The organism is Candidatus Poribacteria bacterium (assembly GCA_026706025.1).
Lineage (GTDB): Bacteria > Poribacteria > WGA-4E > WGA-4E > WGA-3G > WGA-3G.
Genome location: JAPOZO010000089.1, coordinates 86,810 through 105,929, shown reverse-complemented (window position 1 = coordinate 105,929; position 19,120 = coordinate 86,810). Strand labels below are relative to the sequence as shown.

The 19,120-nt window shown below is 46.2% G+C and carries 14 protein-coding genes; 7 read left to right on the top strand and 7 right to left on the bottom strand.

Annotated features, from left to right (window positions below; genetic code table 11):
• Positions 1-539: 539 nt before the first annotated feature.
• Positions 540-713, bottom strand: coding sequence for a hypothetical protein (locus OXH00_23255; GenBank protein MCY3743944.1), 174 nt, complete (start codon positions 711-713; stop codon positions 540-542).
• A gap of 352 nt (positions 714-1,065) precedes the next feature.
• Between OXH00_23255 and OXH00_23250 the strand changes: the two genes are divergently transcribed.
• The 7 genes from OXH00_23250 to OXH00_23220 all read left to right on the top strand — a co-directional run bounded on the left by OXH00_23250 (position 1,066) and on the right by OXH00_23220 (position 10,011).
• Entirely contained in the window at positions 1,066-1,983 is a 918-nt protein-coding gene (locus tag OXH00_23250; GenBank protein MCY3743943.1) for a hypothetical protein, read from the top strand.
• 273 nt (positions 1,984-2,256) lie between these two features.
• Positions 2,257-5,175: a sigma-70 family RNA polymerase sigma factor gene (locus tag OXH00_23245; protein ID MCY3743942.1), complete on the top strand. Its 2,919-nt coding sequence runs from the start codon at positions 2,257-2,259 to the stop codon at positions 5,173-5,175.
• 47 nt (positions 5,176-5,222) lie between these two features.
• Positions 5,223-6,140, top strand: coding sequence for a hypothetical protein (locus OXH00_23240; GenBank protein ID MCY3743941.1), 918 nt, complete (start codon positions 5,223-5,225; stop codon positions 6,138-6,140).
• Between the two features lie 146 nt (positions 6,141-6,286).
• On the top strand, positions 6,287-7,180 hold the full coding sequence (locus OXH00_23235; protein ID MCY3743940.1) for a hypothetical protein: 894 nt from the start codon (positions 6,287-6,289) through the stop codon (positions 7,178-7,180).
• Between the two features lie 138 nt (positions 7,181-7,318).
• A complete protein-coding gene (locus tag OXH00_23230) occupies positions 7,319-8,152 on the top strand; it encodes a hypothetical protein (GenBank protein MCY3743939.1) in 834 nt (277 codons plus the stop codon).
• A 68-nt stretch (positions 8,153-8,220) separates the two neighbouring features.
• Positions 8,221-9,123: a hypothetical protein gene (locus tag OXH00_23225; GenBank protein MCY3743938.1), complete on the top strand. Its 903-nt coding sequence runs from the start codon at positions 8,221-8,223 to the stop codon at positions 9,121-9,123.
• Positions 9,124-9,159: 36 nt separating this feature from the next.
• The gene (locus tag OXH00_23220) at positions 9,160-10,011 is read left to right on the top strand and encodes a hypothetical protein (GenBank protein MCY3743937.1); all 852 of its coding nucleotides are present in this window, start codon (positions 9,160-9,162) and stop codon (positions 10,009-10,011) included.
• A 57-nt stretch (positions 10,012-10,068) separates the two neighbouring features.
• On the opposite strand, the gene OXH00_23215 is transcribed toward OXH00_23220, so the two are convergent.
• The 6 genes from OXH00_23215 to OXH00_23190 form a co-directional block, all read right to left on the bottom strand.
• Entirely contained in the window at positions 10,069-11,730 is a 1,662-nt protein-coding gene (locus tag OXH00_23215; protein ID MCY3743936.1) for a CRTAC1 family protein, read from the bottom strand.
• On the bottom strand, positions 11,715-12,878 hold the full coding sequence (locus tag OXH00_23210) for a Gfo/Idh/MocA family oxidoreductase (protein ID MCY3743935.1): 1,164 nt from the start codon (positions 12,876-12,878) through the stop codon (positions 11,715-11,717). The genes OXH00_23215 and OXH00_23210 overlap by 16 nt, the downstream gene beginning before the upstream one ends.
• Before the next feature lie 21 nt (positions 12,879-12,899).
• Complete coding sequence (locus OXH00_23205) at positions 12,900-13,625, bottom strand: hypothetical protein (GenBank protein MCY3743934.1); 726 nt, start codon at positions 13,623-13,625, stop codon at positions 12,900-12,902.
• An 81-nt stretch (positions 13,626-13,706) separates the two neighbouring features.
• The gene (locus OXH00_23200; GenBank protein MCY3743933.1) at positions 13,707-14,417 is read right to left on the bottom strand and encodes a hypothetical protein; all 711 of its coding nucleotides are present in this window, start codon (positions 14,415-14,417) and stop codon (positions 13,707-13,709) included.
• The gene (locus OXH00_23195; protein ID MCY3743932.1) at positions 14,414-17,902 is read right to left on the bottom strand and encodes a UvrD-helicase domain-containing protein; all 3,489 of its coding nucleotides are present in this window, start codon (positions 17,900-17,902) and stop codon (positions 14,414-14,416) included. Before OXH00_23195 ends, OXH00_23200 begins: the two co-directional genes overlap by 4 nt.
• Positions 17,903-17,960: 58 nt before the next feature.
• Entirely contained in the window at positions 17,961-19,034 is a 1,074-nt protein-coding gene (locus OXH00_23190; protein MCY3743931.1) for an ABC transporter ATP-binding protein, read from the bottom strand.
• Positions 19,035-19,120 lie beyond the last annotated feature (86 nt).

Genomic DNA, 19,120 nt, shown 5'->3' with positions numbered 1-19,120 from the left:
AACCGTCCTTGTAACGATTAAGTTTGTTTAAAATCTCGGACTGGTTCTGATGATGTGACAATATTAACTTGTTTGGGTTTTGCTGTCAAGTTTTTTGTCGGTTTACCCCTTTAAAATGTTACACCAGTGTAACATTTCGGCATAGAGGTTATTGGAAAGGAACTCAATGGTTGTAAGGGTTTAGGGGTGTATTTTTGCATCTGGTTTTCCGCGATAAAAAAAATAATTTGATGAAAAGTGTAACATTCTGCGGATGGGCAACAAATTATTTTGATGGCGTATTGCGTTTTTCGTAGATTGGCGTGGCATTCTCCTTTTTTCAAAGATGTGATAAGATATTATATTATTTTTATTAACAAATGTCAAGTAAAAAAATAAAGGGTGAAGAATGTTATTGTCAGGTTCAGGATTCACAGGATTAAAGGATTTTTTCAGGGTTTTGTCCCAAGTGTAATTGATGAAGTGTGTGATTGGCAAGCATTAATGGTTGGGAGCGGTATATTTACCTCAATGCGTTTTTTGCGGTAAGTGGCATACGTCTATTGAATCAGTTTTTGTGCGAAGGCTTGGATGCTGCGCGCGTGAATTGCTTGGAGGTAAAGATCCTCGAGTCGTTCCAAATCGTCTATATCTTGAAGTGCAGGTTTTAAGGCATTGACAAGTTCTGTTGAGAACTTCGTTTTAAGAACCACCGAGATGTGTTCGATAGTCACTTCTATTGTCGTAGTCTTGTGCCAAGATTTATATTATATCGTAAAGCGGTGGAAAATGTCGAGCGGATTTGAAATGCAGGCAGGGCGATTTTTTTTACGAGTTTGAGAGGCTCCTACTCTATTGATTATATGGGTTTGTGGCGTTGGCATTCGATTTTTTTGTATAATGCATCTTTTCTGACTCAAAATTCGTCTTTAATAATAGAGGGTGTAAAGCGTATCGCGTTACTTTATTGGAACTTACGTAATGCGCAATAATGCACGTTGCAACCCCCCTTATCAAGGAGGTAGGCGGGTACGCCGCAGAATTGCGCAACGATGAACCAATGTACTTTGAGGATTTCTGATGTATATGAGCTGTAAATTGCTACTCAGTGTGGTGTTCTTGCTGAGTTTAGTTTTTCCTGTATTTTCTTTTGAACCTTCGGGTGGTGTTTTGATGCTGGATGGTGAAGATGATTATGCGATCCTTCCACTTGCCGAACATGGCTATATTTTTCCGAGAGATACCGATGCGTTTACGGCTGAGGTGTGGTTCTATCCGAAATCTCGACCCGAGCAAGGAGAGAAAGGTGTCATTCTGAGTCAGCAAGTTGCTTTCGGATTGACGGCAGATGATTGTAGAGGTAGGGTCGGTAAGAAGGATCAAGTCTGTTCTTACGGTTTAGCATACCTTGAAGGCGCAGCGGCGAACGGTGTCAGAGGTATTGATGCTGTCATCAAGACGGATCAATGGAACTATCTGGCAGTCATTTTCAAGGACAGCACGATTTATTTGGCGTACAACAATCAAATTCTTCGGGGTGCGAAACGTGACTTTATGAACGTCGTGGCTGCGGAGATATTTTTCCTTGAGGGGTTTAAAGATTTCTTTATCGGTGGCTATGCTGAAGATAAGTTAATAGTCAATAGGGATGGGCGAGTGTTAGCCCGAGAGACGTACTTTCATGGTGCGATTGATGCGATAAGGTTTTCAAATATCGCTCGATATGATTTACCTGCCGAGCGGGGTCCCTCGCCATTTGAACCGCCGCCTCATTTTTTTATTGATGCGCACACGTTGGCATTCTGGGATTTTAATGACGAGGAAGGGGCAGATCACTTTCAAGATGAATCGGGGAATGGAAAAACGTTAATCGGTATGAATGGTGCCATTACGCTTGGTGGAACGGGTGTTAATCTTGAGCGTGCTCCTGAAGATGGGCTTGAGATTCGACCAGACACCTCTTTAGCGACGACCTGGGGCCAAGTCAAGTCAGAATCGTTTTGAACTTGAAACTCTCATGGGCTGCAAACACTTGACATAACAGGCTCGGTGTGGTTAGATGGAGAATTAAAAAAGGATTAATTCGGTAATTTTTTGTGAAAGTCCGGTGCGGTTAGGAAACCGCACCTACCGGGCCTGGGGCGAACTGGATTTTCATACTTCATAAACGGTGCTGATGGAATATAAAATTTTAGAGATGGTATTACAAGACTCTACATCAGGTTCAGTCTTTGAGTGCATAGGACGCGATGCCATCCTTTCATCAGGGGGGATCTCGTGGAAAGAGAAGACGATGTTCAACTGATTCAGAGAACCTTATCGGGAGACGATGCAGCATTTGGTATCTTGCTCCAAAGATACCAGAAAAGCGTGCACGCGCTCGTATGGCGGAAGCTCGGGGATTTTCACATTGCTGAAGATATTACGCAAGACACCTTCCTTCAAGCATATAAAAAACTCTCAACACTCAAGAATCATAATCAGTTTGCTGGATGGCTGTATGTCATCGCGGATCGACTTTGTATTGATTGGAGTCGGAAGAGAAGGCTCATAACGGAATCGCTGGAGGGCACACCTGTGGAAGAAGTTGAAAGATCCTCTTATATACATCACGTATCAGAAGCGCGAGAGACGGAACGCGCCGAGCGTCGCCGTGAACTCGTCAAACAGCTGCTCGCAAAGCTTCCAGAGAGCGAACGCACAGTGGTGACACTCTATTATCTCGGGGAGATGACTGCTAAAGAGATTGGTAAATTTTTAGGGGTGTCCGTGGGCACAATTAAAAGTAGGCTTCGTCGGGGTCGAAAGCGTTTGCAAGAGGACGAGGAACTGATGATCCAAGAAGTTTTCGGTGGCGTGCGAATACCGACAAGTTTGGGCGAGAACGTTATGCGACAGGTCGCTGACATGAAACCTACTCCGCCTCCGGCTGCTAAACCGTTCCTTCCATGGATGGCTTTAGGAGCGGCTGCGGTTTTGGTTGTCTTACTCCTCGGTGCGAGCAACCGGTACCTTACCCGTTTCCAGAAGCCGTACAGTTTTGAAGCACAATCTGAACCGACGATTGAAATCGTTGATGTCCCTATCATTCTTGATATAGCAACGAAACCCGCTGTGCGAAATCAGGTTGGACGGGATACGGGTCCGAATGAAACCAGCCGTGCTGGCACCCAAGTTTCTAATGTAACTTCAGCATCTGTTCCATCGGAGAATGCCACCCAGTTTTCTACAGCACAGTGGATGCAGGGAAACGGACCACCAGCGGGACCTGTCCGCAATATCTTCGCTGCGTCTGATGGGACCGTCTATGCTATTCTACAAACAGGGATATACAGATTAACGGCAGATGCGACTGCATGGACACGCGTTGACGCGAGTCTCCCGATTGGCGAATCTTTGATGCCGATGGCAGCGCATAGTGGTGGGCTTTATATTGTTGCTACTGACGAGATATTTACTTCGGACAACAGGGGAGAGACGTGGATAACACTGGGGCCCCGACCCAAGGGAGATGCTGTTGAACTTGTCATTACAGGTGCTGAAGAAGCGTCCAGTTCACAGGTGTCTATTGCGATGTATCTCGCCCTTAGAGATAGTGGGATTTTCCGATCCACAGATGGTGGTGCGCAATGGACCTCTCTTAACGACGGGTTGACAGGCGAAAAAATTTCCGCAGTGGCTGCTGTTGGAAAAACAGTGTTTGCTGCTACAGAGAACGGTCTCTACCGTCTCGATTCAGACATCTGGAAAAAACTGCCGTTGGATACATCCGGAGCCATCTGTTCCTTGGCAGTCTCAGGGAATAATGTTTATGCTGGAGTAGGGCACGAGTTTTTGGTGAGATTAACGCCAAGTGAAATGGACGAAGTCATGCGGGATAATAGGTGGCATTTTGCCAAAATTTTCCATTCAACTGACTTGGGCGCGTCGTGGACTGAAATATGGCATGAAAATCAATATCTTCCTACAGGTCCACCGGCGGGTATAACGGTTTTAGCGACTGGTAAGACACTCTTGGCATTGGGTCTCGTGCAATCTCGTTCAATAGATGGTGGACAAACTTGGACCGAACTTGGAAGCGACCTAAATTTTCGGCGGAGAAGCCGCCTTCCAGCTGTGATAGTAAACGAGAAAACGTGTTACAAAGCCAACATGTTCGGCATTCATCGCACGACTGACGGTGGTGCGTCATGGCATCTATTTATGAACGGGATGATGGGAACTGTTATAGTTGATATCGTCGCCTTTAACAATAGATTATACGCCCATAATGGCTATGAAGTTTATCAATCAACGGATGCGGGCGTGTCCTGGAAAATAGTTCCGACTGATAGACAAAAAGCTGGATTCAGTCCCTTCACTACCAGTGTGACCGTTGATTTAAAACTGATAGTTGTTGGCAACATTCTTTATTCTCTTTTAACTGGAGGCCCTACAGGAGCCAATGTCGGAATTTTCCGTTTATCTACCGATGGCGATAGTTTCATTTCCGTTCAAGGTGTCCCCATTTTCGATCGTTATAAACTTGCTGATGAAAAATATGAGTCAAAAGAGCGAGACTATCGTCACGTATCTCGTCTGAGAACTGAGACTGCTGCGGCGAGTCGTAATGTGTTTTATATAGAATACATAGGAGAACTTTTCAAATGGAAACTCGGTGATCCAGAGTGGACAAGCACTGGATTAATAGAGGATAATCATTCTGAGACATCCATCCAGGTATTCAAATTAGCGGTTTCAGGAGAGACCGTCTACGCTGGCAAATGGGATGGTCAGCTATTTCAATCGCTTGATGAAGGGGAGAGTTGGAGAGATGTCACACCAACCTTGCCGCTCCGTTTCACTCACTTTGAAGATGTAATCTTTGCAGGATCATCGGTTTATGTCGCAACAGATAATGGTGTCGTGACTTCGCGAACTGGGGAAAACTGGCGCGTGCTTACTGATGGAATGGGTACACGCGTCGTCATAGACAAATTTGCCGTGGATGGCACAACAGTTTATGGTGCAGGCAATGCTGGCAGTTATCGTTTGAATACGCGGGCACAGTGGGAACAGATTTCTTCGGAAGTGCCAAATACAATCAGTGAGCTCGTCATCGCTAACGATAAACTCTATAGTGCTACTGCTCTGATCAGTAGTGCTAAAAAGATGGGACTGTTTTACATCTCGCTTGAAGAGAATAAAAAGAAATAGCTGCAGACATCTTCTTGATAATAATTTTTGGAAAAAAGGGGTTTTTGATGTTTATTAGTTGTAAGTTTCTACTCAGTGCGGTGTTAGTGTTTAGTTTAGTTCTGCCTGTATTTTCTTTCGAGCCTTCGGGTGGTGTTTTGGTGCTTGACGGTGAGGATGACTATGCGATCCTCCCCCTTGCAGAATACGGCTATATTTTCCCAAAAAGTACCGATACGTTTACGGCTGAGGTGTGGTTCTATCCGAAAGCTGAACCGAAGCCATTAGAGTCAAATATCATTCTAAGTCAGCAAATTGTCTTCGGATTGACCGGAAATGAGGATAGGTGTCGGGGTAGGCTCGGTAAGAAGGATCAAGTTTGTTCTTATGGTTTAGCATATCTTGAAGGTGTAGCGAGAGGTGTTACAGGCATTGATGCTGTCATCAAAAGAGATCAATGGAACTACATGGCAGTCATTTTCACGGACAGCACGTTTTATTTGGCGTACAACGATCAGATTATTAACGGCGGAAAATTTGACATTATGAACGTCGTGGCTGCGGAGCTGCGTCTCCCTGAAGCGGTTAGAGATTTCTTTGTAGGCGGATATATTGAAGACTGGTTGATAACGAAAGATGAACAAGTGTTATCGCGAAAGACTTACTTTCATGGTGCGATTGATGCGATAAGGTTTTCAAATATTGCCCGGTATGATTTGCCCGGCGAGGAGGGGGTCTCGCCGTTTGATCCGCCGCATCGTTTCTTCACGGATGTACACACGTTGGCACTCTGGGATTTTAATGAGAAGGAAGGGGCAGATCGCTTCGAGGATACATCTGGGAATGGGAAAACGCTAATCGGTATGAATGGTGCTACTACGATTGGCGGGACGGGTGTCAATCTCGATCGTGATCCTGAAGGTGGACTTGAAATTCGTCCCGACACTTCTTTAACAACAATATGGGGTCAAATCAAATCGAAATAGTTTTAAGTTTGGACTTGAGGTCTTATGGCAACATTACTCCTGTATTTCCGCCGAGACTCAGAGCGTGTCAAACAAACTTTGGCAGCAATTAGTGAGCGTGATTGTGAACGTGCGAAAAACACGTAACCGTGGAAGGAAGATTTTTGATGTTTATTAACTTTAAATTGCTATCCAGTGTGGTATTATTGCTCGGTTTATTAGTTATACCTGTATTTTCTTTTCAGCCTTCAGGTGGTGTTTTGATGCTTGATGGCGAGGATGACTATGCGATACTACCATTTGCTGAACACGGTTATATTTTTCCAAGAGGGACCGATGAATTTACTGTTGAGGTATGGTTCTATCCGAAATCTGAACCAGAGTTAGGAAAGTCAAATATTATTCTAAGTCAGCAAGTTCGCTTCGGATTGCAGAGAGATAATAAGTGTAGGAGACTTCCGGTCAGTGAGAAGGGTGAAGTGTGTGCCTATGGTACAGCATATCTTGAAGGCGGAGGAGCGCACGGTCCCAGCCACATGAGTGTTCCCATCAAAAAGGATCAATGGAACTATCTGGCAGTCATTTTCAAGGACAGCACGTTGTATGTGGCATACAACGATCAAATCTTTCAAACACAGAAAGATGACCGTCTGAACGTCATAGTTGAGGATCTGGGTTTCCCTGAATGGTTTAAACATTTCTGTGTGGGCGGTTTTGCTAAAAAAGAATTAGTCCAACATATACCTTACTTTCATGGCGAAATTGATGCGATAAGGTTTTCAAACATCGCCCGGTATGATTTACCCGTCGAGGTGGGGACCTCGCCGTTTGATCCGCCGCACCGTTTCGAGAGTGATGCGCACACGTTGGCATTCTGGGATTTCAATGAGGAGGAGGGTGCAGATCGGTTTGAAGATGAATCAGGGAATGGGTATACCTTAATCGGCATGAACGGTGCTGCTACCAGTCGGGTGCTTGCTGTCAATCCTGCGAACACTTCTATAACCACGACATGGGGGCAAATCAAGTTGGAATCCAGAGACATTCCGTTTTCGGATTAACTGAAATTAGATTGTAAGGGTTGGGTAACCTATAAGAAACACCCAAGCAAAACACCCCTACTTGACTTTCTGATGTAACACGCGGATTTCCAAAATCTGCTTTCGCGTTTTTCATTGTCTATAAGGAGGCAAATTTTAATGAAAAGGTTTTACCCACTGATACTTACGATAGTCGTTGTTTTTACGTTGGTTGTTGGAACTTCACACTTGGCATTTGCGCAGGGAAAAGTTAATATTGACGACGGGCCTTTAAAAGAAGCAGATTGGTTCAAAGATCTCGACGCAGGCGCGTTGAGCGAATCCCACGCTGATAACAAAAACTGGATTACCAAGTGGTACGGCCCCGACGGAAATTATGAAAACAATGAAGGTTTCCAAAATTCAAGTAGAATAGACCTTATTGAGGAAGGCACCAAAGGTAAACTCACACAGCAGTCACTCTCAACCCTTAAAGGCTTAAAGAAGACCCAGACTCTTAAGATGGCATGGGACCGTGACCACGGTGGTACTCGAGATTGGACAGTTTTTGAACTGGATCCCGCGAGCCAAAACAATATGAACCGAGAGGGACCCACTGATAATATTGATACCTACGCTATATGTGTCGTTGCTGCGCCGAAAGATATAAAGGCGGTGATGTCGCCAGCACACGATGACCATGCCCAAATCTGGATTAATGGGAATAAGTGGTATAACAATCCAACTTGGACAGGCGGCGCGCAGGTCGTTAATTATAACATTGAAGTCAAACTGGAAAAAGGTGCTAATGTCGTTCTTTACCGGTGTGGCGAAACTGGCGGAGCTGCCTATCTCAATTTACATTTTGACGATAACACGCACAATGTCTGCAAAATCTATCCTGATAAATCGAAGGACCAGAAAGGTTTCTTTAGGGAGATTGCTGGTGGCCTTCCAGTTGATCCTACAGGAAAGGCGACAACAACTTGGGCAGATATTAAGCGGGATCGCTAAACAAAGAACCCTGCTGTATACATTTGCGGTAGGGACTTTAATGTTTAACCTAAGAAGGAGGGTTTCTGATGTATATTAACTTTAAGTTCCTACTAAGTGTACTCAGTGCGGTATTGTTGTTGAGTTTATTAGTTATGCCTGTATTTTCTTTTGAGCCTTCCGGGGGTGTTTTGATGTTGGATGGTGAGGATGACTATGCAATACTCCCTTTTGCGGAACATGGACATATTTTCCCTGAAGGCACCCATGCATTTACTGTTGAAATATGGTTCTATCCGAAAGCTGAACCCAAGGAAAAAGATAGAGACCTTATTCTGAATCAGCAAGTTTCCATCGGGTTGCAGGCAAGAGAGAAGTGTATACTCGGACAGAATCAACTTTGCAGTTATCGGCATGCATATCTTGCAGGAGACACAGCTCACGGACTTGCCGGAACTGATAGTCCACTCCAGAAGGATCAATGGAACTATATAGCAATCATTTTCAAGAACGGCACGCTTTGTCATGCGACCAACAACCGAATTAGTCAAGGCTGGAGACTTCCTCGTGTGGACAGGGTGAGATTGCATATCCGTAGACCTGAAAGAGTTCAAGATTTCGTCGTAGGCGGATATGGTGAGGATAAGTTTGTGGGTCCTAACGGTGGGTTGTTATACCAAGTGAGTAGTTTTCAAGGCGAAATTGATGCGATCAGGTTTTCAAATATCGCTCGGTATGATTGCGCCGCGCAGGGCCACAATCCGTTTGATCCACCACCTCGTTTTTTGAATGACGAACACACGTTAGCACTCTGGAATTTTAATGATAAGGAGGGTGCAGATCGGTTTGAAGATACGTCTGGGAATGGGAAGACGCTCATCGGTATGAATGGTGCTACTGTGGTTGATAGTAGAGGTATTGGTAATCTTGAGATTCGTCCCGACACTTCTTTAACAACGACATGGGGTCAAGTCAAGTCAGAATCGTTTTGAGATTCATAGAAAGATTTGAGAAGGAAACCTACAAAGATGAAAAATCTACGAAATCTGTCAATTTTTGCTTACCTTTTTCTGCTTGTTTTAATTCCGATACGTACTGAAGCGATTCCACCGCCTTCACCTGCGGGTGGGAACTATTTAGTTCTTGATGGGGTGGACGACCACGCCATTTTGGACTTTGAGACCTTCGGTATCCTCTTGCCGGAAGGCACAGATGAATTCACCTTTGAAGCGTGGATATATCTAACTACGCAGCCTAACCGAGATACACATCCCCTGATTCTCAGCCAACAGGTGCGGATGTATGTCTGGAACCATGGGCCCAACTTAGGTTTAAGACTCATGAGTGCAACGCACCTTCATCCTTTGCGTGGAGTGGCGTTTGGCATGGTACCGCCTTTTTCTTTATTCCTGAATCAATGGCATCACGTCGTCTTTCAGGCGGAAGGGGTACAGAGGGTGCTCATCATTAACGATGTCGTGCGCATCTCACAGGGAAGAACAATTCTCGCAGCCGACCTCTCACACGCCAAACATCCACGGGATTTTACAATCGGTGGATTTGGAGAGAAAATTGCGTCTGATTGGCACGGCGGTCATTTTTGGGGTCATTTTTCGGGCTATATTGATGAAGTCCGCATCTCAACGGTTGCGCGTTACAATACCGCCAAACGCGATTTCACGCCGCGTACAAAGTTCAAGGATGACGCAAAGACGATTGCGTTGTGGCATTTTGATGAAGCGAGCGGAACACGGGCGTTCTCAGATACATCGGGCAATGCCTACCATTTAATGGGTAAAAATGGTGCGCGGACCGATGGCACATTTGCAGTTGAAGCAGAAGGAAAACTTGCGACGCTATGGGGACGACTTAAAAAATAAGAGTTTCATGGTGCTTCTTCTATAGTGTTTTCTGTGGAAAGTGGATTAGAAAAATGCTTACGGTGAAACTTCCTCAATGCGAATCTGTTGGTTCGGTTTGATATTCTTGCGTGTGCTGATGGTACCGCTGGGCCATAGGACTTCAATTGTCTCGATAATGGGGTCCCCGTTTATGCCGAAGATGGCAGCGAGTTCGCTCTGTGAGCAGTAGCTGGAGCCGCTTTTGACGGTTCGCGTCTGTGTTCCTAACGCCGAGGTAATACGAATCTGTGCGCCGATGCCGTCTCGGTTGCTCGTTTTGCCGACAAGTTGTATCTTAATCCACGCCTTGCGGTTGCCGCCGTCGTTTCGGAAGAGATGCACCGGTCCGTTGGAGGTGGTAACGAGTAAATCCCAATCGCCGTCGTTGTCGATGTCGCCGTAGGCTGCGCCTCGCCCGACCATCGGTTTTGCCAAGTCGGTGCCGACTTTGTTGCGTACGTCAGTGAATTTGCCTTGCGAGTTGTTATGAAACAGGTGGGGGGGTTGTGCGTAGGTGACCTGATTCTGGATGGTGTTGATGTCGTTTTCGACATGTCCGTTAGCGGTGAAGATGTCGAGGTTGCCGTCGAGATCGAAGTCGAAGAAGAAGCATGCAAAGGTGAGTGTCAATAGCGTTGTGTTTCCAATATGTGCGGCAGGTGCCTCGTCGATGAAAAAGTCGCCATCATTGTGATAAAGATTGAGCATCTCGTTAGAGAAGTTACCGATGACGAGGCTTTCCCTGCCGATACGATCATAATCGGCGGCATCAACGCCCATTGCGCCGGTCGCGACACCACTTTCGTTATAGGCAATCCCAGTGAGCATCCCGCTTTCGATGAAGGTACCGTCACCGTTGTTTTGGTAGAGTTTGTTCGGTTGTGTGTCGTTCGCCTCGAAGATGTCGGGCAGTCCGTCGGCATTGTAATCGAAGATACAAACGCCGAGTGATTTACTGTTGTTGTCCTCAATCCGTGCGATGCGCGAGACATCAGCGAATGTCCCGTCCCCTCGATTCCTGAAGAGTTTGCTTGCCTGTCCTTGGTAGGATTCAGGGGTGCAATAGGATTTATTGATGCCATCGAGCGTACAGAACAGATCGGTCTCTCTGCTCCATTCGACGTAGTTTGCGACGTAGAGATCGAGGTGTCCGTCATTGTTGTAATCGAACCATGCGCAACTCGTACCGAAGCCGGGGTTATGGATGCCAGCTGCCTTTGTGGTGTCAATGAAAGTGCCATCACCACGATTTTGAAAGAGCCGATCGGTTTCAAGGCAGCTGATATAGATGTCTGAGTCGCCATCGTTGTCATAATCGGCGACGGCAGCACCCATGCCGTAAAGCGGTATAGCGAGCCCTGCGGTCTTAGTGACATCGGTGAAGGTGCCATCACGGTTATTTCGGTAGAGTGCCATCGTCTGCTGCTTTCCAGTTGGATTGCCTTCCCAATCTTTTCCATTGACGAGGAGGATATCCTGCCATCCGTCGGTGTCGTAGTCGATAAAGGCGCAACCTGAACCCATTGTTTCGGGGAGGTATTTCTTACCGAAAGCACCGGTATTGTGGACGAAATTGATGCCTGCTGCCTCTGTGATGTCGGTGAATTGGGGTAGGTTTTGTGCGCCAGCGTTAAAGGAAAAGAGCAGGCAGCAGTAGCAGAGAAGGAGCGTTTGTTTGATTTTTACACGGAGATCCAACGATCTTCCTCCCATGAGGTTTGAATAGCAGTTTGCACATCGGCGACAGCAGCGGCTTCTCGGAAACTTGGGTTGCCTTGTTGTCCTGCGTGAATAGCTTGTAGGAACTGATGAGCCTCGATTGTTTTCAAGTCGTCGTAGCCTAATCCGACACCGGGACCGGGGTTGAAATCGCTATGGAACGGATGGCTCGGACCGCTCAATATGCGCGTATATCCGTCTGGGAAACCGTCTTCAGCAGGTAGGGACACCTCAAGTTCATTCATCTGCTCGAAGTTCCAACGCAAGGCTCCGGCTGTGCCGTTTACCTCAAACGCCATCTCGCATTTGGGACCGTTAATAATCCGACATGCTTCCAGTGTGCCTCTGACACCATTTTCAAACCGGACGAGTGCACCGACATAGTCTTCGTTCGTAACGGCTTCCGTTTCGCCATCTCCACCGAGCGTGAAGTGGGTACCGGTGCCTGCTGTTACTACGGGACGTTCTGGGATAAATGTCTCTTGTTGTGCGATGACGCTATCAATACCGCCGACGATAAAATGTGCCATGTCAATAACGTGAGAAAGCAGGTCCCCCAGTGTTCCCAATCCGGCTATCTCTTTCTGAAACCGCCACGAAAGCACGGCTTGCGGATGGCTTGCGTAGCCAGCGAAAAATCTGCCACGATAATGGGTGAGTTTGCCGAGTTTGCCGTCTGAAATCAGTTGTTGTGCGTATTGGACGACGGGTGCCCATCTGTAGTTATAACCGACACACGTCAGGACACCTGCGCGACGCGCGGCGGCATAGATCGCCTTCGTTTCGGATGGATTCCGTCCAACTGGTTTCTCACAGAAAATGTGTTTTCCGGCTGCGGTGGCTGCCTCACCTATCTCAAGATGCATGTTGTTTGGCGCGGCGATGTTGACGAGCTGTACGTCTTTGTCTGCAATGACATCTCGGAAATCGGTAGTTGTGCGTTCAAATCCGAAACGTGATTTTGCCTCGGTTGTGCGCTCAACAACGTCATCTGCACAGATAATGAGTTTCGGATGGAGCGGAGCGTCGTGGAACCGGTCAGCAATCTGGCGATATGCGCGGGCGTGGGTCATCCCCATCCATCCCATGCCGATAATGCCGATGCCTATTGTGTGTTTGGTCTCCATTTTTCGTATGTGTACCCTTCGTCAATTATTTTTCAGATGTCCCCACGTAGTTGTGAGTTTAGCTTGCGGTTTGACGGAGAGTGTGGTGTTTCCCGGACCCCCATCATCAATGTTCTGACCTGTGATTTCAACGTCATCGAAGCGGACTTCTGCATTTGAAACGCCCACCCCAGTTTGCCCTGCTTCCAGGGGGTTGGCATCGAATACGGTGAACAATTTTTTATCGATATAGAATTCAATTTTACCGTTTCTACGAGTGATGGCAGTGAGTTGGTACCATCTATCTGTTTTTACTTCAAAATCAAATTCTCCGAGTGTGACCGGTCCGGCTGGAAATGGACGGAATTTCCTGATACTAATAAAGTTAAAGTCCCCAATGACACGAAAATAATAATGCTCATCAAGTAGTCCATCAAGTAACTCATTATTGTTAGCATGCATCACGATCCCGAAAGTCGCAGGTTCCTTTTTACTTTTCACTAATTTCGCTCGACAGGACACAGTGTAGTATTCCCATGTAGATTCACCCGTCAGCCACATAGCAAAACTTGATTCGCCCAATGATTCCGCGACAGCTTCACCTTTATCAACCCACCACTTTCCTGCTGCATTTTCCCAATCATCAACGATTTTCCATTCGGACATGTCGTTGTCCTCAAAACTATCTTTCCAAGTGCCTGCAAGTGCGAATTGGTTCAAAGCGATACTACAAACGACAAGTCCGGCAATGAGACATTTTTTAATCATGGTGTTTTCCTTTATTGTTTCATCAAGTTTGACTTTGAAGGTTGGACTGAGTTTACGCTTAATTTCAAAGTGGATAAAGCGTCATTGTCGTTCCATTTTCTTAATTTTTCCCCATGTGGTAGCGAGTTTGGTTCGCGGTTCCACGGGACGTGGTTTTCCGGGACCCCCATTGGGGATATTTGCACCTGTGATTTCGACATCATCAAAGTGTGCGCGTCCATCTGCGACAACAAGACCGGCTTGTCCACCTTTTAAGAGGTCTTCGTCAAGGGCGGTAAATACCTCATCGCCAATTTTAAATTCGAGTGTGCCATCTTCATAGATAGTGGCGGTCAGATCGTACCACGTATCGATTTCTGCTTCAAATTGGTAGGTAATGATGTTCCAATCGTCTTGAACTGCCTTTACAATTCGGACGGTGCCAAAAATATAATCGATAAAAAAGAGGTAGCGGCTATCCTCTTCGCCTCTATCGTGGAGTGTCAGTCCGATGGTTGGGGGTTCATCTTTGTCTTCCACGAGCTTTGCGCGACAGGAGACGGAGTAGTGTTTCCATGAGAGTTCGCCTGTTATCCAGAGGCTCATGAAGCCGGGTAAGAAGATTTCGCCGACGGCTTCACCTTCACTGACCCACCACTTTTCAACCTTTCGGTCGATATTAAAGATTTCCCATTCGCGGGTGTCTTTATCTTCAAAATCGTCGCGCCATGTGCCTGCAAAGCTGGGTTGCCATATCCCTATTGAAAAGCAGGCAAACGTAATAATTGCGATGATTGGTGTTAATTTTTTCATTGCTTTTCTCCTTGTGATTCAGTAATTATACATTGTCCGTTCGGATCTGCGTAGGGGCAAGAACAGCAATGATCTGTATTTTTATTATAAATGCCCCGCTGCAGTGCCGAAATTTTTTTCTGCCACTCTTCGGTAGTTTCCTGCAATTCTGATACGTTGAAATGCCTCTGTATACATTGGTCCTGTTCAGAAAAGAAGATATTTATCGTTAGTGTCGGTTGTTCTGGGTAACGTCGATGCAGAAGTAGGCTATAAAGTTCCATTTCTGGATGATCTGCGTCTGATGCCTGACCATTACCGGTTTCATAATTGATTACCTGCCAGCACCCAGTTTCATCTTTAAAGAGTCTATCAAACCTGCCACTAATAATATGTCCTTCAATATCCGCGTGGACCTGCTGATTGGTATGGTTTTTGGATGCCGAGAGCGCGGTTTCTCCAAGTTGCGAGTTAATGAAATTATTAGCAGATGTGTGAAGTGCCGTTGTTAATTTGCTCGTTTCTTGAAGATAATTCTCAGCGACTTGGTTAATAATCGTGTCGAGATTTGGCACATCTGATGGTCGTCTTATTCGCGCGAGGGTGCGGTGTATCGCATCGGTAAACTCGGTTTTATCCAAACCTGCTACGTCTTGCGCATCTGTCGGGATTTGTAATACATTTTCCAACTGATACCGCAGTGGACAACGGGCGTAGTTAGCAAGTTCAGCGACAGTGAAAGACGAAAAAGTCCCGTTTGGTTCTGGCATTGATGGCAGATCCTCTGGGAATTCGACGGGGGCTATTTCATCGGTAACCTCAGCCGCCGGAGCAATGTCTGCAGGTACCCGGGAAATTGGAATTTGAAGTTGAAAGCGTTGACGACTTGTACGGTCATCTACGAATACATCCTGTTCAATATCCAGATTCAATAAGTCGTTTTCTTTATTGATTTCGAGGTATGTGTGGAGCCATTCGAGCATTTGCTGCGGTTGGTCTTTGTCTGAGAGGGTCCCCGACAAAATAAGCCTATCCTGAGCGCGTGTTGCAGCGACATAAAACAATCGTTTCTTTTCAGCGGTATCTTTCTCACTTGACCGATTTTTCATGTGGGTAATGATTTCCGGTCCGGTTTTCTTGTACCCTTCATCTGGATTAAGCGGACTAAAGCCGATACCGAATACCTCATCAATAAAAGGTTCTCTGTCTGTTTGTCCACCTCGGTCGAGCCCTGGTATTATAACGATCGGGAATTGAAGCCCCTTGGCGGCGTGGATCGTCATAATTCGGACTGCGCCGGTACTTGCCTCGATAGGTGCCTGCCCCTCCAGGGGTTCCTCTGTAATTAAGATATTCAGAAATTCGATGAAGTCTGGAAGAGCTTGTTTGTTCTCATCTCCGTCAAAGTTTCTGGCAAGTTCTAAGAGTTTTTGATAGTTCGCCCAACGTTGTTCCGCTTGTCGCCCAATTTTCAATGTTCCGATCAATCCTGTTTCATTAACGATTGTTCCGATGAGTCGGTTTACAGGCATGCGATGTGCAAACTCACAATGCTTTCTTAAAATATCTATTGCCGTGCTGAGGTGGTTGGTAGGTCTTTGGTACTGCTGTGCTTTGTTCCAGAGACTTTCTTCGACTTGTAATGAAATTTCGTAGAGTTCGGTGTCAGAGATACCGAAAGCGGGACCGCGAAGTACGGCGGCGAGAGAAACCTGATTTTTTACCGGTTCGTTAAGGAAATTGAGATAGTTCCAGATATCATAGATTTCCTGACGTTGATAGAAACCGACACCACCTGTGGTGAGATAAGGGATGTCTGCTTCAAGTAGGGCGTGCTCGAGGTCAGGAAGATGTGTTCTGCTACGAATGAGAATTGCAATATCGCCATGCGCAATTGGACGTTCCAATTCCTCTCCATTATCGCCGCGCACCCACACGATTTTTCTGTTTGTTTTCATATTTTGGATGTGCTGTGCGATGAGGGCATATTCGTTTACTGCTTTCTCACCCTGTTTTCCAAGGAGGATTTCAATGCCGCCGTTTGAGGGGACAGGTCGGGCTTGGGTAAGGGCTTCATACGCCACCTCAAATTCAGTTTGAGTCCCGTCTTTCATCAAGGTATAGAAAAAATAATTGACGAATCCGACGGCATCACGCAGGGAACGAAAATTCTCTGTGAGGGAGATATCCTCGCCACCTATGTCAATGATTTTTTGCTTTATTTTCTCAAAGACACGGACATCAGCACCGCGGAACCCATAGATACTCTGTTTCGGGTCCCCCACGATAAAGAGGTTCGCGTCTTTGAGTTGGTTTGTCAGGAGCATTACCAATTCGTGCTGCAATTCATTTGTATCTTGGTATTCGTCTACCATATAGTATTTGTGTCGTTTGATCAATGCCTTCTGGATATCTTTGTTGTTGCAGAGCAAGTCACGGGTTTTTAGCTGCAGGTCGTTAAAATCAAGCGCACCTTGGGAGAGCTTTGCTGTTTCGTAGTCATTGAGGATTCGGGTGTATAGTGTAAGTAGGTCGCGAGTTGTACTAAGCAGAAAATTATCGTCCGTTCCGAGAGAAGGCGTATCTTTAATCTTCTTCGCAGCCGATACCAAAAAATTGATCTCGGTCTCAATACTTATTATCTCAACCTTGAGTCCTATAAAATCTCTTTTCGCAATGCTATTTTTTTCGGTGACAATCAAATACGCAATTTCCTTAAGCAAATTCAGCACTTCAAGCGAGTTTGGGCTTTGCGCAGATAGTGGTTCTAATTGCTGGGTCAAACTACTAACTATCTTTTTACGTTTGCCTGTCGCTACCTGTAGAACAACATTTAAGCATCGGACGAATTCGGGAACGTCAATTGATGGCATCAATTGTTCGAGAATCTGCTGTTGTAAGTTTTCGCGTATTTCTGTCTCGCTTCGGTTATCATAGATTTCCCGCATGAGTTGTGCTACTACATCACGTTGATTTATCATCGTGGAAAAGAAATCCACCAGTTTTTGCTGTCCTCCGTAGCGTTGTAGGAGACGAGTGAGTTCTTCGCGATGTGGATCACCAAGATTTGTAGCAATGTCTTTGAGCGTTTTCTTCAGAGTTCTCTGCAGTAAGAGTTTCTGATCAATACCGGATGTAATACTGAAGTTAGCCGGTACGTCGGCTTGGAAAGGAAATTCTTTTAGGATGCTTGAGCAGAAGGCGTGGATAGTTGAGATATGTGCCGAGTTCATCTCGTCACGAAAATGTTGAAGGGAATTGCTCTCTTCTGAGTCTTCATTTCCTTGTTGAGCGGACAAGCGTTTGATGACGCGATCCTTCATCTCCGCTGCGGCTTTATCTGTGAAAGTGATAGCAACAATTTCCCGCGGCGTGGCGTTACCCTCTCGTAGAATTTTGAGGTAACGTTCAACCAACACGGTAGTTTTTCCAGATCCAGCACCCGCGGTTACGCAGACGTGTTTATTTATGTTGAGGGCCTCTTGTTGACTTGGTGTTAATCTCATTTTCTTTCATCTCTTGCAGTGATTTTGTTTACGGCACGTCGGCGCGTGCCTATTACTTTTAATTGGGTAGTGGGATAATTGTTTCTGCGGATATTTTGATTTGCACAGTGTCTCCGGGTTTTTTTGTCTCGATACCGGGGTTATAATGCACGGCTTTGAGCGGGACATCTGCGGCTACCAGTTGGTATTCTTCTATCCTGCCTAAGTAGTTGACTGCGGTAATCTTCGCTGTTATCGTGTTTTCGGTGTGGTTATTCTCGTTGTTGCCAACGATGAGTGCTTCCGGACGAATTGAGCACTGCACCGGTGTTCCCTCGCTTAAGTCGTGATAAACAGTTTTGGAGTGAAGTGTTCCGACAGGTGTTTCGATTGTTGCACTCCCGTTCGATGTCTGCTGGACTTTACCAGAGATAAAGTTGGTTTCCCCGACGAAACTTGCCACAAAAGCGTTCTTTGGGAACTGATACACCTCGCGCGGTGTACCGACCTGAATGACAACGCCGTCCTGCATGATTGCCATCCGGTCCGCCATAGAGAGCGCATCGACTTGGTCGTGTGTAACATAGAACATTGTGATGTTCGTTCGATCGTGGATCTGTTTGATTTCGTCGCGCATCTGTTGTCGGAGTGCGGCATCAAGGTTGCTAATCGGTTCATCAAGAAGGAGAACGCTCGGTTCAATGACAAGGGCGCGGGCGAGTGCAATGCGCTGCTGTTGTCCGCCTGAAAGTGTGTTGACTGCGCGGTCGTGATAGTCTACCATCTGCACCATTTCTAAGGCGCGCGTAATCTTTTCGTCCCGTTCCGATTTGCCGAGTTTGCGGAGTGTGAGTCCGTATTCGATATTTTCGGCGACGGACATGTGGGGCCAGAGGGCATAGTTTTGGAATACCATCCCTGTATTACGTTGATGCGGCGGTACGTTGTTCACAACAGTGTCGTCAAACCGTAATTCGCCGGTGTCGGGTTTGTAGAACCCAGCGACGATACGCAGAAAGGTTGATTTACCGCATCCGGACGGGCCGAGAAGGAAGAAGAATTCGCCCTTCTCAATATTCAGGCTCACGTCATTGACTGCGATCGTTGTGTCAAATGCTTTTGTGACATGCGTTAATTGAACTGAAACTGCCATATTTTTAGCGATTGGGTTTTCGCTCCGATTCTTCAGGGTTTCTGATGTGCTTCAACAAAATTGGGTTAATTGCATGTTTTCTTATG